This is a genomic window from Microbacterium sp. X-17 (assembly GCF_039615055.1).
Map to the genome: position 1 here is coordinate 496,136 of NZ_JBDHNI010000001.1, position 13,111 is coordinate 509,246.

Genomic DNA, 13,111 nt, shown 5'->3' on the forward strand with positions numbered 1-13,111 from the left:
GGTGGTGCGCGGCGGGGGTCCGCCCGGCGCTCGCGCAGGCCGGCGGCGCCGGCATGCCAGCAGTGCTGGTTCACCGAGTCTAGTGGTACGCGCCGCACGATTGCTGGGAGCGCATTCCTAGCCGGACGTCGTAGACTGTCGGCCCGTAATCCCGGAAGGTGGTTCGCGCGTGCAGGGATCCGAGCTCGATCGTGAGCGCACCGTCGTCTCCGGCCTGTACGAGCGTCTCGACACGCTCCGGGCGGAGACGGAGGAGCGGCTGACGCGGGTGCGCCGTGAGAGCGTGGGGAGCAACCACCAGGCGCGCAGCGAACGGGACGCCTTCGCCCGCCTGTACGAGGACCAGCTCGTGCAGCTCCGCGACGTGGACGCCCGGCTCGTGTTCGGGAGGCTGCTGCTGGAGGAGAAGGTCGACGGCACCGACCACCGCTACATCGGCCGCGTCGGCCTGCGCGACGACGACCAGCGCTCGCTGCTCGTGGACTGGCGCGCCCAGCAGGCGAGCGCCTTCTACCAGGCGACCGCGAACGAGCGGATGGGAGTGCGCGCCCGTCGCCACCTCACCATGAACGGCCGCCAGGTGGTCAGGATCGACGACGAGGTCTTCGACGAGGCCCTGCTCGACGGCGACGCGTCCGGCGAGAAGGTGCAGGGGGAGGGCGCGCTGCTGGCCGCCCTCACCGCGCAGCGCACAGGCCGCATGCACGACATCGTCGCGACCATCCAGGCCGAGCAGGACCGCATCATCCGCTCGGACATCCGCGGCGCCCTGGTCGTGCAGGGCGGCCCCGGCACCGGCAAGACCGCCGTGGCGCTGCACCGCGCCGCCTATCTCCTGTACGCGAACCGGCAGCGGCTGAGCGCCTCCGGTGTGCTCGTCGTCGGCCCGTCGCCCGCGTTCCTGCGCTACATCGAGGCCGTCCTCCCGTCGCTCGGCGAGACCGGGGTCGTGATGCAGACCCTGGGCGAGCTGTTCCCCGGCGTGGAGGCCACGACCGAGGACGAGCCGGAGGCCGCCCGCCTGAAGGGCTCCCTCCAGATGGCGCGCCTGCTCTCCCGCGCCGTGAAGTCGCGGCAGAAGGCGCCCACCGAGCCGCAGACGATCGTGGTCGACAACGAGCGCCTCGTCGTCCAGCCCGACCTCGTGCAGCGCGCACTCGCGAAGGCGCAGCGCACCGGCAAGCCGCACAACGTCGCGCGGGTCACGTTCGTGAAGCAGGCGCTCGGCGAACTCACCGACCAGCTCGCAGCCCAGCTCCGCGCCGGCGGTTCGACGATCGACGACGCGGACCTCCGGGTGCTGCGGGAGGATCTGCGCACGTCCTACGACGTCCGCGTGCTGCTCAACACGGCCTGGCTGCCGCTCACCCCGCAGAAGCTGCTGCAGGACCTGTACGCGCGCCCGTCGTGGCTGGCCGAGCTGACGCCGCGGTGGACGCCGGCGCAGCGGGAGGCCCTGCTGCGCGACCGGACGGCGGAGTTCACGGTGTCGGACGTGCCGCTCCTGGACGAGGCCGCCGAGCTGCTGGGCGACTTCCCCGGCCGCGCGGACTACGCCTCGCGCGAGCGGGACCGGCAGCGCAAGCGCGACCTGGAGAACGCGCGGGCGGCCATCCGCAACATGGGCGTGCAGGGCCTGGTGACCGCCGAGCAGCTCGCCGACGGCTTCGCCGAGCAGGAGGACCGCGGCACGACCGCCGAGCGCGCGCTCGCCGACCGGTCGTGGACCTACGGCCACGTGGTCGTGGACGAGGCGCAGGAGCTGTCGGCGATGCAGTGGCGCGTGCTGGTGCGCCGCTGCCCGATGAAGTCGTTCACGATCGTCGGCGACATCGCCCAGGTCGCGTCGGCGGCCGGCGCGACGAGCTGGGACGAAGCCCTCAGCCCGGTGTTCAAGGACGCCTGGCGTCTGGAGGAGCTGACGGTCAACTACCGCACGCCCGCGCAGATCACGCGCGAGGCGGAGCGGATCGCGGCCGAGGCAGGCCTCCCGATCACGCCGACGCGCGCGGTACGGGAGGGCGACTGGCCGATCCGGCGGGTGCCGGCGGAGGACGCCGGACTCGCGGCAGCGGTCGCGGAGGCGGTGGCGCACGACCGGTCGCTCGACGCGGAGGGGACGCTCGCGGTAATCGCGACGGCCGCCGAGGTGGAGGCCGTGGCGGCGGCGGTGCGCTCGCGGTTCGGCGATGCGGCGGCGCGCGGGGCGGCTGGGCTCACGCGCCCGATCTCCGTGCTGACCGGGTACGAGGCGAAGGGCTTGGAGTTCGATGCGGTGGTCCTGGCCGACCCGGCGGCGCTCGCCGCGGAGTCCGTCCGCGGGGCGGCGTCGCTGTATGTGGCGATGACCCGGCCGACGCAGCGACTGACGCTGGTGGAGGGCTAGGCGACACACGTAATACAAGTATTTCTGTGCGATAACTGAGTTATTCCTGTATTCTCGGGAGATGAGTGCGGGAGTCGACGTCCGGCTCGTCGCATTCGATTCGGAATTTGATCGATCGGAGTTCGACTGCGGCGAACCGCGGGTGAATGACTGGTTCCGGCGGCATGCCGGCCAGTCGCACCGGTCGAGCAATACGCGCACCGTGCTCGCCGTTGCCGGAGATCGAATCGTCGGTTTCCACTCGTCTCAGGCGGGGACGATGAGCCGGGACGAGGTCGCGGAAGCGTTCGGGGTGGGCCGCAGTCGATATCCGAAGCCTGCGATCCTTTTGGCGCAGCTCGGAGTGGACACGTCGATGCAGGGCCAAGGGTTGGGGATGCGACTCCTGGTGCACGCTCTCGCGAACTTCCTCACGGTCGCCGACAAGGTCGGGGTGGAGGTTGTGCTGGTCGAGGCCTTGAGCACAGAGCTGTGTGCGTTCTACCGCAAGATGGGATTCCGCTCTCTGGAGGATCGCCATCTAAGAATGTTCATGCCAGTGGAAGTCTTGAGGGCCACGTTCGAGGCCGCAGGCTGATGGACAGAGCATCGTGAGTACGTGGTACGTACACACGTGATAGCATTGCCCACATGACCGACACGATCGCTCCCGCCAAGAACGAACGACTCAACCTCCGGCTGAGCAGTGAAGCGCGCGACACTCTGCGCGCAGCGGCCGAGCTGGCCCAGCAGGACCTCACGTCGTTCATCCTCGGGCCGGCGTTGAACCATGCCCGCGAGATCCTCCTCGAGGATGCCCTGATCAAACTCACCCCGGCCGAAGTGCTGCAGGTCGAGCGCGCGCTGGAGGAGCCCGCTGTCGCCTCGAAGCCTCTCGCGGAGCTCATCAGGCGCGTTCGTGCCGATCAGTCAGGGCAGACGGTCTGAGCGAAGTTCGCTCGCGATTGCACGGCGCGCGGAGCGACGTCAGCGATACTCGGCCACGACCTCGATCGTCCCGACGATGTTCGCGTTGAACTCCGCCAGCTCCTCCGCCGGAATCCAGTACTCGAGGATGTCCCTCCCGCCGACCTGGCGCACCTCGAAGCGCTCGAGGTAGTCCCTCCCGACCGCGAACCGGGTCACAAAGCCCACGCCGCTCGCCTTGACGTTCCAGTCGCGGGCGATCATCGTCGCGTACTCCTCGTTGAGCACCGGGTAGAAGATCGGCTGATCGGGGAGCCGGGGTGGCCATTCCCGCCAGCCCGAGGCTTCGACGAGGGCGAGCTCCTCGGGGCCGGTGGGTCGCCAGAGGGTGACCGTCTCCACGCTCACTCGCCCGCGTACCGCTCGCCGACGGGGACCTCGACGGGGAGCGTGTTCCCCGCCTGCGCGAGCGGGCACGCCCAGGCCGGGTCGTAGGCGCAGGACGGGTTGTAGGCGAAGTTGAAGTCGAGGACGATCGTCGTCTCGTCGTCGTCGGCCGTCATCCCCAGGTCGGAGCCCTTGATCGTGTCGATCAGGTAGCGGCCGCCGCCGTAGGTGCCGCCGCGGCGCCCGGCGAGGGCGTCCTTCACCGGGACGAACAGGCCGCCGCCGTAGGAGGACAGCCGCCAGACGTCGAGCGAGCCCGCGAGCGGGACCCGCACCGTGCCGAGCAGCTGGAACGGCACGACCCCGTCCGTGCCGGTCTCCACGTCCATCCGGGTCGCCTCCTCGGCGGGATGGATGGGCAGCTCGAAGCGCCAGTCCGGGTCGTACGGCGACACCGGGAGGCCCGTGAAGCGGTCGCGGTCCTCGTCCAGGAGCGGGGACGCCGGGTGCGAGGAGAACAGGTCGTTGCGGCAGGAGATCCAGTGGGCGTGGGCGGCGGCCGGGTCGGAGGCGGCGATCCGGCGCACCGAGGCGTACAGCGCGAAGACGCTGCGGCGCCAGTCCGCGGTCTGCACGGCGGTGGCGACGCGGCCCCGGCCGGGGGCGACCTCGGGGGTGGGCTCGGGGGTGATGGTGCTCATGCTGCTGCCTCCGTCGTGGCTGTGTCCGGTTCGGGCGTGGGGGGATCGTATGCCCAGGTGGGTGCGAGTCGGCGCAGGCGGAGGCCGCGCCACTGCCAGAACGCCCACAATCCGTACCAGGCGAGCGGCGTCACCACGCCCGCCCGCACGACCAGCCGGTCGCGGTACAGGGTGCGGAGCCGGCCGTCCTGATCCGGGCCTGCGGGGTCGGGGGCGATGGCCATCCGGTGGTCGAGGTGCGGGATCGCCGACAGCACGCCCCCGACGCCGCCGCCGCTGTCGCGGAGGATGCGCGTCGCGCGCTCGCGCGGGTCGGCCGAGCGCAGCGTGTCGAGGCGGATGGCCTGCGTCCCGACCGTGAATGCGCCGAGCGCGCGCACGCTCACCCGGTGCTCCGCCGTGTCCCACACGGTCGGGAAGCCCGCCGGCTCGTCCGACCGGAAGTCCACCCACGGCAGCGCCACCTCGCGGAAGGCCGTGGGGCTCTGCAGGGCGCGCCAGGCCGCGTCGGGGTCGCAGTCGAGGATGAGCTTCAGGAGGACTCTCACGCACCCCAGTGTCACGCATCCGCCGCGCCGGGGGCAGTCATTCTCGGCGCACTCCCGGACGCGCGCGCCGGCCCCTTACGCGCCGGCGGCCTCCTCCGCCCGCGCCAGCAGCAGCGCCCGCTCCCGCTCATTCCCGGTCATCGCCGCCGCCCGCCGGAACTCCTCTTCGGCCTCCGCGGCCCGGCCCAGCTTGAGCAGGAAGTCGGCCCGCACCGAGGGGAGCAGGTGGTACGACTCCAGCGCGCCGTCCAGCACGAGCCGGTCCACCACGTCGAGGCCCGCCTCCGGGCCGTACGCCATCGAGAGGGCGACCGCTCGGTTGAGTTCCACGACGGCCGACGGCTGGAGGGCGGCGAGCGCTCCATAGAGCGCGACGATCTCCTCCCAGTCGGTGTTCTCCGGCGCGGGAGCGGTCGCGTGGCAGGCGGCGATCGCGGCCTGCAGCGCGTACGGGCCGCGCCCGCGGGACCCCACCAGCCGGTCGGCCCGGGCGAGCGCGTCGACCCCGCGGCCGATCAGGAGGCGGTCCCAGCGGGTGCGGTCCTGGTCCTGCAGCAGGATCGGCTCGCCGTCGGCGGTGGCGCGCGCGGGGAGACGGGAGGCCTGGAACTCCATCAGCGCGACCAGGCCGTGCACTTCCGGCTCGCGCGGGGTGAGCTCGGCGAGCACACGGCCGAGACGGAGGGCCTCCTGGCAGAGGTCGGGACGCATCCAGTCGTCGCCCGCGGTGGCGGAATAGCCCTCGTTGAAGATCAGGTAGACGACCTCCAGCACCGACGCCAGCCGCTCGGGGTACTCGGCGCGGTCGGGCACCTCGAACGGGACGTGCGCGGCGGTCAGCGTCCGCTTGGCGCGCACGATGCGCTGCGCGATGGTCGGCACGGGCACGAGGAAGGCCCGCGCGATCTCCTCGGTGGTGAGCCCGCCGAGCAGCTTGAGCGTCAGGGCGACCCGCGCGGGCGGCGCGAGGACGGGGTGGCAGGCGACGAACACCAGGCGCAGCAGGTCGTCCTGGATCTCCTCCTCGACGACGGCGGCGGGGTCGTCGTCCTCCTGCTGCTCCAGGTCGCGGGCGAGGGCGGCGTAGCGCTCGTCGAGGCGTTCGCGCCGGCGCCAGCCGTCGATCGCGCGGCGCTTGGCGACGGTGGTCAGCCAGGCGCCGGGATTGCGCGGGATGCCGGCCTCCGGCCACTGTTCGAGCGCGGCGACGAGCGCGTCCTGGGCGAGCTCCTCGGCCAGGCCGACGTCGCCCGTCCAGCGGGCGAGCCCGGCGACGAGCTTGCCCGACTCGATGCGCCAGACGGCCTCCACGGCGTCGGCGGCCGCCCGATCGGCAACCGCGCGCTCCCGTTCCACCACGGCCGCTCCTCCCGCGCTCACGTCTCCGCCGCCCCGGTCAGGATGCGGCGCACCTCGACTCTGCCACGGCCGAGGGGGAGGCGTCGCGCCCATTCGACGGCTTCGGCGCGATCGGAGGTCTGCACGATCCACACGGCGGCCGGGCGCACTGGCGAGATCGGCTGCAGGTCGGCGTCGGTCTGCGGGCCGCCGAAGGTCAGCTCGACGTGCGTGCACTCGTCGTCCGCGAGGACCTCGCCCACCAGGAGCACCCCGGCACGGATCAGCTCGACCGTGTACCGCTGGATGGACTCCGCCGGCGCGGGGCCGTCCGTGCTGAGCATGAGCAGGTAGCGCATCCGTGGTCCTTCCGTCGTGGCGCAGGTCGAGCGCTCGTAGAGACGTCGAGCCGGAGGGCCGGGAATCGACACCGCAGCCCGTCGCCACGCGCGATGTCCGCCGTGTGCGCTACAACGGGAGCATGGCGATCCGCTACTGGCTGGGCGTGGTGCATCACGATCACGTGCTCCGCGGCGTCGCCGGCGGCTACGCGCAGGTCAACCACGGCGCCCGCGCGCCGCTGGAGCGGATGGGACCCTCTGACGGGTTCGTGTTCTACTCGCCGCGCGAGTCCTTCGACGGCGAGCCCCTCAAGCAGTTCACGGCGGTCGGGAGGCTGGCCGACGCGGACGTCTTCCAGGCGACCCAGGGAGCGCAGATGCGTGGCCCGAACGGCGACTTCCTGCCCTGGCGCCGCCGCGTCGACTGGGACCACGACGCGGTCGCGACGCCGATCCGGCCGCTGCTGCCCTCCCTCGACTTCACCCGCGACAAGCGCGACTGGGGCTACCAGCTCCGCGCCGGCCTGATCGAGCTGACCCGGCACGACTTCGAGCTGATCCGCGACCAGCTGCGGCACACCCCCGGCGAGCAGCGGCCCTCCATCGCGCGTCGCGCCGACGGGTCGCGTCGCACGGGGCAACACGGGAGAACGGCGTTCAGCGTCGAGCTACGCTGATCCGGTGAGCTCGCAGACCGACCCCTCGACCGTCCCCGCCGCCCACCGCCAGGCCAAGTACCAGGTGCGCTTCGACTGGGCCGCGGACGGGGCGGCCGCCGTCGCGGCGGACGCCGACGTGGTGGTCTGGGTCGACGCGATCGAAGACCGGCCGGTCGCGGAGGCCGCTGCGCTGCCCGGGACGGGCGCCGTCGTCGCCGCCGGCCTCGCCGACGCCGCCGCGGTGGCGGAGTGGATCCTCGCCGAGCAGGTGCGCCTCGGCCGCCGCGCGATGGTGGCGCTCGTCGCCGCGGGCGGCCCCTCGGCCGGCGACGGCACGCGCTTCGCGGTTGAGGACCTCCTCGCCGCCGGCGCGGTCGTGGACGCCCTCGCGACGCTCGGGATCGACTACAGCTCGCCGGAGGCCGCGGCCGCCTGCGCCGCCTTCACCGGCCTGCGCGGCGCCGTCGCGCACCTCCTCACCGCGTCGGTCTCCGGTCAGGAGCGCATCGCCGCGGGGCAGGACATCGCCGCGCTCGCCGCCTCCGGCCGGCTCGGAACGGTCGCCGAGGTCCGCGTGCTGCGAGCCGCCTGAGCGCTCGGTATGAACTCCCTCGCGTCGGAATGATCCCGCGCGAACGGGTGTTCGATGCAGTCAGGAGGTTTTGCATCCATGAAAGCAATGCTGAACGACACCGTCATCGCCGAGGCCCCGACCGAGGACCTCATCCGCATCGAGGGCAACTGGTACTTCCCGCCGCAGAGCGTCAACTCCGAGCACCTGGTGGAGTCGGCGACTCCGTACACGTGCCCGTGGAAGGGCGAGTGCCAGTACTTCTCCGTCAAGAACGGCGACGGAGTGCTCCAGGACCGCGCGTGGAGCTATCCCACGCCGTACCCGAGTTCGTTCGACCGCGTGGGCAAGGACTACAGCAACTACGTCGCGTTCTGGAAGGACGTGCGCGTCGTCGACTGACGGCTGGCGAACACGCGGTAACCGGTTGACGCAGGTTTGCCGACTACGCTTGTCGTGAACCGCACGACCTGGGAGCCGACCCTGAGCATCATCCTCGGATACGATCCGTCCACGCTGCGCGAGCGTGTCGACCTGCGGGCTGCCGATGAGCGGCTCGGCGAGCTCGGCAGCCTGCGCAGCTTGAGCGCGCTCAACGAGAAGACCGTGCTGCTCCGGCTGCTCGGCCGACTGGACGAGGCGTACACGCTCGCCAACGAGGCGGTGCGGCAGGCGCGCTTCACCGGCGACCGCGAGCAGCTCCTCGGCGCGCGCATCCGCCGCGGCCAGGTGCTGCAGTACCAGGGCAAGTTCGACGAAGCGCTCGTGGAGCTGACCGGCTGCGTCGACGAGGCGCGCGGTCGCGACTGGACGGCGCTGGAGGCGTTCGCGGTGCAGAACCGCGGCAAGGTCCACTTCGACATGAAGGAGTACGAGAGCGCGCTGTCCGACATGACGGCCGCCGTGTTCCTGCGTGAGAAGCTCGGCGCGTCCCCCGCGGAGATCGAGGGCGCGCTCACGGCGGTGGCCGTGGTGCAGCGGTTCCTGGAGGCGCAGCGCGCCGCCGCGGGCTCCGGCGAGGGCGACCTCGGCGGCGGAGACGGCGTCGGCTCTCCGGCGTAGGATTCCTGGCATGAGCCGACCAGGGAGCCGACGCTGATGGCAGAGCTCGATCGCGTGCGCCATTGGGCCGAGGCGCTCATCGCCCTGCATCTCGACCCGGCCGCCTGGAGCTTCGACTTCGATAACGCGAAGACGCGCGCCGGCCTGTGCAACTACACGGCCAAGCGGATCACGGTCTCCCGGTACCTCGCCGCCCGTTACGAGGACGACGACATCCACCAGATCCTGCTGCACGAGGTCGCCCACGCTCTCGCGGGCTCCCGCGCCGGGCACGGACCGCGCTGGCGGGCGATCGCGCTCGACCTCGGCTATGAGGGCAAGCGGCTGCACGGCGGCGCGATCGCGGACGACCTGGCGCCCTGGGTGGGGACCTGCCCGCAGGGCCACACGCACTACCGCTACCGCAAGCCGGCGCGCGCGCTGGCGTGCGGTGCATGCAGCAGGCGGTTCGACTCGGCGAACCTGATCTCCTGGGTGCACCGGGAGGTCTCGACGGCTCAGCGGCGGATGGCCGCGGCGGCCGCGACCGAAGCGCTCGACGCGGACTAGGCGGCGGCTCCGCTACGCCGTCGCGACCGCGAGCCGGGCGTCGAGCCCGTCGCGAACGGCGGGCCACTCCTCGCGCAGCACCGAGTACACCGCGGTGTCGCGCCAGGTGCCGTCCGCGCGTGGCTGGGTGTGCCGCAGCACGCCCTCGAACGTCGCCCCGAGCCGCAGGATCGCGGCGCGCGAGCGCTCGTTGAGCACGTCGGCCTGCAGCTTGACGCGCTCGAACCCGTGGTCGAAGGCCGTGCCGAGCAGGAGGCGCTTGGTCTCGGCGTTGACGCGCGTGCCCCAGACCTCCGGAGCGTAGGCGGTCCAGCCGATGTGCGCAGAGCCGTTCGGGAGGTCGAAGTCGCCGAGCGTCGTGGTCCCGACGATGCGGTCGCCCTCGCGGAGGCAGACCGCGGTGACATTGGCGGTGTCCCAGGCCAGGTAGCGGAGGATGAACTCCCGCCACGCCTCGTAGGTGTCGCGGTACGCCGCGAGGCCGCCGCCCCAGCCGCCCTCGAACACCGCGGGGTGGCCGATCGCGTCGTGCAGGTCGGGCAGGTCGTCGTGGGTGAGCGCCCGCAGGCGGACCGTCGCGCCCTCCAGCACGGCACGGGGGTCGGGACGGGTCGCAGTCATCCGACCAGTATCCCATCGGCGGCTGACCGCTCCGGGTCGGCGGCGCACCTCGAAACCCACTAAGTTGGTTCGGTGCCTACCGACGCCCTCCTGCCCCGCGAGACCGGGCAGTGGATGGATGACGCGGACGGCCTGCGCTGGTGGTTCGACTCCGGCGCGCTCGCCCTCGACTTCGCCTACACCGGCGGGGCGGACGTCCTCGGTGGCGTCGACGGGGCGGCGGATGACACCCAATGGCGGTCGGTGGACGACCCCGGCCAGCTCGGCGCGTGGCTGCAGTCCCGCTTCCCGGAGGTGGCCGCGACGACCGGCGAGCGCGAGTTCCGCGACGCCGAGATGCTGCGCGCGGCGATCGGCCGGCTCGCCCGCCAGGCCAGCCGCGCGGAGACCCTCGGCCCGGCCGACGTGGATGTGGTGAACCTGTTCGCCGCGACTCCCGACATCCCGCCGGTGCTGGCCGGCGGCGGCCGCCAGGCCGGACGCACCCTCGCGCGCCCGCACCAGGCGCTCGGCACGGTCGCGCGCGACGCGGTGCGCCTGTTCGGGCCGGACGCCGACCGCCGCATCCGCGAGTGCTCCGCCGACGACTGCGGACTGGTGTACCTGGACACCTCGCGCAGCGGCAACCGGCGCTGGTGCTCGATGCAGCGCTGCGGCAACCGCGCGAAGGTGCGTGCGCACCGTGCCCGCGCGGCCGGTAAGCGTGCGGGTGTCGGCGCGGGTATCGCAGAATAGGCGGATGGAGCCCCGCGCCGATCGAACCAGCGTCGACCTGAACAGCGACCTCGGCGAGTCCTTCGGCGCCTGGGGCATGGGCGACGACGCCGCGATGCTGCGGCTGGTGACCAGCGCCAACGTCGCGTGCGGCTTCCACGCCGGCGACCCGTCCACGATGCTGGCGACCTGCCGCCTGGCCGCCGAGAACGGCGTCGCCGTCGGCGCGCACGTCTCGTACCGCGACCTGGCGGGCTTCGGCCGGCGCAGCATGGACGTCCCGGCCGCCGAACTGCGCGACGAGGTGCTCTACCAGCTCGCCGCGCTCGCCGGGATGGCGCGCATCGCCGGAACGGTCGTGCGCTACGTCAAGCCGCACGGCGCCCTCTACAACCGGATCGTGCACGACCAGGCGCAGGCCGCGGCGGTGGTGGAGGCCGTGGCCGCGTTCGACCCGTCGTTGCCGCTGCTCGGCCTCCCCGGCTCGGCCGTCGAACGCGCGGCCGGCGCGAGCGGCCTCCGGTTCGTCCGCGAGGCGTTCGTCGACCGCGGCTACCGAGCGGACGGCACGCTCGTCCCGCGCACGGAGCCCGGCGCCGTGCTCTCCGACGTGGCCGCCATCGCCGCCCGCGCGGTGCGGATCGCGCGCGAGGGCGTGGTGGAGTCCGCGGACGGCGCCCTGGTCGCCGTCGCCGCGGACTCCCTCTGCGTGCACGGCGACACTCCTGGCGCGGTGCGGATGGCGGAGGCCGTGCGCCGTGGTCTGGACGAGGCCGGCATCGCGGTGAGGCCGTTCGCGTGAGCAGCCGGGTGATTCCGTACGGCGACAGCGCCCTGCTCGTGGAGTTCGGCTCGCTGGACGACGTGCTCGGGATGCTGCCCGGCCTCCAGCGCACCCGTCCGGTGGGCGTGCTCGACCTGGTCCCCGCCGCGCGCACCATCGCGATCGTGCTGGACCCGCACGTGCTGAGCCCGGCCTCCGCGGCCGGCTGGGTGGAGCGCACCGTCCCCGAGCCTGCCGAGGCCGCCGGCGAGGAGGTCGTCGAGCTCCCCGTCCGCTACGACGGCGACGACCTCGCCGAGGTGGCCGGGCTCCTCGGCATCACGCCGCCCGAGGTCGTGGAGCGGCACACCGCCTCCCGGTGGCGGGTCGCGTTCGGCGGCTTCGCGCCGGGCTTCGCGTACCTCGTCACCGACCACGACGGCCTCGTCGTCCCGCGCCGTGCGACCCCGCGCACCGCGGTCCCGGCCGGCTCCGTCGGCCTCGCCGGCGAGTTCAGCGGCGTCTACCCGCGATCGAGCCCGGGCGGCTGGCAGCTCATCGGCCGCACCGACGCGACGCTGTGGGACACGGAGGCCGACCCGCCGGCGCTCCTGCGTCCCGGCGTCGTGGTGCGGTTCACGGCGGTGACGGGATGAGCGGCCTCCGCATCCTCCGGCCCGGCCCGCTCGCCCTGGTCGAGGACATCGGCCGCCCCGGTCTCGCCGCGGTCGGCGTGAGCCCGTCCGGCGCACTCGACCGCAACGCGCTCGGGCTCGCCAACCGGCTCGTCGGCAACCCCACGGACGCGGCCGGGCTGGAGCTCCTGCTCGGCGGCTTCGCGGCGCGGTTCGAGTCGGCGGTGTGGTTCGCGGTGACCGGAGCGGCGACCCGCGTCACGCTCGACGGCCACCCGGTCGACCCCGACACCGCGGTGCACGCCGGCGTCGGCGCCGAGCTCCGGATCGCGCCGCCGGCCGTTGGCGTCCGCAGCTACCTCGCGGTGCGCGGCGGGATCGCGGCGGAGGCCGTGCTCGGCTCCCGCGCGCGCGACACCCTCTCCGGCCTCGGCCCTGCCCCGCTCGCGGAGGGCGACCTCCTCCCGTTCGGCGCCGAGCCCGCCGACCCGGTGCCCTCGGTCGACTTCGTCCCGACCGCCGACCTCGGCGACGGCCCGCTGGAGGTCCGCGCCCACCGCGGTCCGCGTGCGGACTGGTTCACCCCCGCCGCCCTCGACGCGTTCTTCACGGTGGAGTGGCGGGCGAGCGCGGACGGCGACCGGGTGGGGGTGCGGCTCGACCCGCCGCGGATCCCGGCGCACGCGCGGGGCGTCGACCCGGCAGCGCCGCTGCTCCTCGAACGCGCCGTGCGCGACGAGCTCCCGAGCGAGCCGATGGTCGCCGGTGCGGTGCAGGTGTCGCCGGACGGCCGCCCCACCGTGCTGCTGGCCGACCACCCGGTGACGGGAGGCTACCCGGTGATCGCCGTCGTCGCCGCGCGCTCCCTCGACGCCTTCGCACAGCTCCGCCCCGGCCAGGCCGTGCACTTCCGCCACGCCTGACGCCGAG

Annotated in this window: 18 protein-coding genes; 12 read left to right on the top strand and 6 right to left on the bottom strand. The window is 73.2% G+C overall.

Annotated elements, in window-relative coordinates; genetic code table 11:
- Window positions 1–169 precede the first annotated feature (169 nt).
- The 3 genes from ABCS02_RS02320 (at window position 170) to ABCS02_RS02330 (ending at window position 3,313) form a co-directional block, all read left to right on the top strand.
- Complete coding sequence (locus tag ABCS02_RS02320) at window positions 170–2,386, top strand: ATP-binding domain-containing protein (protein ID WP_345834002.1); 2,217 nt, start codon at window positions 170–172, stop codon at window positions 2,384–2,386.
- A 61-nt stretch (window positions 2,387–2,447) separates the two neighbouring features.
- A complete protein-coding gene (locus tag ABCS02_RS02325; RefSeq protein ID WP_345834003.1) occupies window positions 2,448–2,963 on the top strand; it encodes a GNAT family N-acetyltransferase in 516 nt (171 codons plus the stop codon).
- A gap of 53 nt (window positions 2,964–3,016) precedes the next feature.
- On the top strand, window positions 3,017–3,313 hold the full coding sequence (locus ABCS02_RS02330; RefSeq protein WP_345834004.1) for a DUF1778 domain-containing protein: 297 nt from the start codon (window positions 3,017–3,019) through the stop codon (window positions 3,311–3,313).
- Window positions 3,314–3,352: 39 nt separating this feature from the next.
- Here the strand turns inward: ABCS02_RS02330 and ABCS02_RS02335 are convergent, their stop codons facing one another.
- The 5 genes from ABCS02_RS02335 to ABCS02_RS02355 form a co-directional block, all read right to left on the bottom strand.
- The gene (locus tag ABCS02_RS02335; RefSeq protein ID WP_345834005.1) at window positions 3,353–3,700 is read right to left on the bottom strand and encodes a hypothetical protein; all 348 of its coding nucleotides are present in this window, start codon (window positions 3,698–3,700) and stop codon (window positions 3,353–3,355) included.
- Window positions 3,697–4,380, bottom strand: a complete 684-nt coding sequence (locus ABCS02_RS02340; RefSeq protein ID WP_345834006.1) for a DUF1684 domain-containing protein — start codon at window positions 4,378–4,380, stop codon at window positions 3,697–3,699. The genes ABCS02_RS02335 and ABCS02_RS02340 overlap by 4 nt, the downstream gene beginning before the upstream one ends.
- Window positions 4,377–4,928, bottom strand: coding sequence for a hypothetical protein (locus tag ABCS02_RS02345; protein ID WP_345834007.1), 552 nt, complete (start codon window positions 4,926–4,928; stop codon window positions 4,377–4,379). Before ABCS02_RS02345 ends, ABCS02_RS02340 begins: the two co-directional genes overlap by 4 nt.
- A 75-nt stretch (window positions 4,929–5,003) precedes the next feature.
- Window positions 5,004–6,287, bottom strand: a complete 1,284-nt coding sequence (locus ABCS02_RS02350; RefSeq protein WP_345834008.1) for an RNA polymerase sigma factor — start codon at window positions 6,285–6,287, stop codon at window positions 5,004–5,006.
- Between the two features lie 17 nt (window positions 6,288–6,304).
- Window positions 6,305–6,625 carry a hypothetical protein gene (locus tag ABCS02_RS02355; protein WP_345834009.1) on the bottom strand — a complete coding sequence of 107 codons (321 nt, stop codon included), beginning with the start codon at window positions 6,623–6,625 and terminating at the stop codon, window positions 6,305–6,307.
- A gap of 122 nt (window positions 6,626–6,747) precedes the next feature.
- On the opposite strand from ABCS02_RS02355, the gene ABCS02_RS02360 reads away from it, so the two are divergent.
- The 5 genes from ABCS02_RS02360 (at window position 6,748) to ABCS02_RS02380 (ending at window position 9,448) form a co-directional block, all read left to right on the top strand.
- Window positions 6,748–7,284, top strand: a complete 537-nt coding sequence (locus tag ABCS02_RS02360; protein ID WP_345834010.1) for an EVE domain-containing protein — start codon at window positions 6,748–6,750, stop codon at window positions 7,282–7,284.
- Between the two features lie 4 nt (window positions 7,285–7,288).
- Complete coding sequence (locus tag ABCS02_RS02365; RefSeq protein ID WP_345834011.1) at window positions 7,289–7,858, top strand: hypothetical protein; 570 nt, start codon at window positions 7,289–7,291, stop codon at window positions 7,856–7,858.
- Between the two features lie 78 nt (window positions 7,859–7,936).
- Entirely contained in the window at window positions 7,937–8,239 is a 303-nt protein-coding gene (locus tag ABCS02_RS02370) for a DUF427 domain-containing protein (RefSeq protein ID WP_345834012.1), read from the top strand.
- Between the two features lie 54 nt (window positions 8,240–8,293).
- Entirely contained in the window at window positions 8,294–8,899 is a 606-nt protein-coding gene (locus tag ABCS02_RS02375; RefSeq protein ID WP_345834013.1) for a tetratricopeptide repeat protein, read from the top strand.
- Window positions 8,900–8,935: 36 nt separating this feature from the next.
- Window positions 8,936–9,448 (top strand): SprT-like domain-containing protein, encoded by a 513-nt coding sequence (locus ABCS02_RS02380; RefSeq protein WP_345834014.1) that lies wholly within the window; start codon window positions 8,936–8,938, stop codon window positions 9,446–9,448.
- A 12-nt stretch (window positions 9,449–9,460) separates the two neighbouring features.
- Here the strand turns inward: ABCS02_RS02380 and ABCS02_RS02385 are convergent, their stop codons facing one another.
- The gene (locus ABCS02_RS02385) at window positions 9,461–10,069 is read right to left on the bottom strand and encodes a GNAT family protein (RefSeq protein WP_345834015.1); all 609 of its coding nucleotides are present in this window, start codon (window positions 10,067–10,069) and stop codon (window positions 9,461–9,463) included.
- 72 nt (window positions 10,070–10,141) lie between these two features.
- Between ABCS02_RS02385 and ABCS02_RS02390 the strand changes: the two genes are divergently transcribed.
- Genes ABCS02_RS02390 through ABCS02_RS02405 form a run of 4 tightly spaced genes read left to right on the top strand, consistent with a single transcriptional unit; the run spans window position 10,142 to window position 13,104 of the window.
- Window positions 10,142–10,804 carry a CGNR zinc finger domain-containing protein gene (locus ABCS02_RS02390; RefSeq protein ID WP_345834016.1) on the top strand — a complete coding sequence of 221 codons (663 nt, stop codon included), beginning with the start codon at window positions 10,142–10,144 and terminating at the stop codon, window positions 10,802–10,804.
- Between the two features lie 4 nt (window positions 10,805–10,808).
- Window positions 10,809–11,585 (top strand): 5-oxoprolinase subunit PxpA, encoded by a 777-nt coding sequence (locus ABCS02_RS02395; protein ID WP_345834017.1) that lies wholly within the window; start codon window positions 10,809–10,811, stop codon window positions 11,583–11,585.
- Entirely contained in the window at window positions 11,582–12,202 is a 621-nt protein-coding gene (locus ABCS02_RS02400; protein WP_345834018.1) for an allophanate hydrolase subunit 1, read from the top strand. The genes ABCS02_RS02395 and ABCS02_RS02400 overlap by 4 nt, the downstream gene beginning before the upstream one ends.
- Window positions 12,199–13,104: a biotin-dependent carboxyltransferase family protein gene (locus ABCS02_RS02405; protein ID WP_345834019.1), complete on the top strand. Its 906-nt coding sequence runs from the start codon at window positions 12,199–12,201 to the stop codon at window positions 13,102–13,104. The genes ABCS02_RS02400 and ABCS02_RS02405 overlap by 4 nt, the downstream gene beginning before the upstream one ends.
- Window positions 13,105–13,111: the final 7 nt, after the last annotated feature.

Bases quoted from the DNA above. Each gene is read 5' to 3' on its own strand.
- ABCS02_RS02360 (WP_345834010.1), top strand. From the start codon at position 6,748: ATGGCGATCCGCTACTGGCTGGGCGTGGTGCATCACGATCACGTGCTC.
- ABCS02_RS02395 (WP_345834017.1), top strand. From the start codon at position 10,809: ATGGAGCCCCGCGCCGATCGAACCAGCGTCGACCTGAACAGCGACCTC.
- ABCS02_RS02325 (WP_345834003.1), top strand. From the start codon at position 2,448: ATGAGTGCGGGAGTCGACGTCCGGCTCGTCGCATTCGATTCGGAATTT.
- ABCS02_RS02330 (WP_345834004.1), top strand. From the start codon at position 3,017: ATGACCGACACGATCGCTCCCGCCAAGAACGAACGACTCAACCTCCGG.
- ABCS02_RS02385 (WP_345834015.1), bottom strand. From the start codon at position 10,069: ATGACTGCGACCCGTCCCGACCCCCGTGCCGTGCTGGAGGGCGCGACG.
- ABCS02_RS02405 (WP_345834019.1), top strand. From the start codon at position 12,199: ATGAGCGGCCTCCGCATCCTCCGGCCCGGCCCGCTCGCCCTGGTCGAG.
- ABCS02_RS02370 (WP_345834012.1), top strand. From the start codon at position 7,937: ATGAAAGCAATGCTGAACGACACCGTCATCGCCGAGGCCCCGACCGAG.
- ABCS02_RS02355 (WP_345834009.1), bottom strand. From the start codon at position 6,625: ATGCGCTACCTGCTCATGCTCAGCACGGACGGCCCCGCGCCGGCGGAG.
- ABCS02_RS02340 (WP_345834006.1), bottom strand. From the start codon at position 4,380: ATGAGCACCATCACCCCCGAGCCCACCCCCGAGGTCGCCCCCGGCCGG.
- ABCS02_RS02380 (WP_345834014.1), top strand. From the start codon at position 8,936: ATGGCAGAGCTCGATCGCGTGCGCCATTGGGCCGAGGCGCTCATCGCC.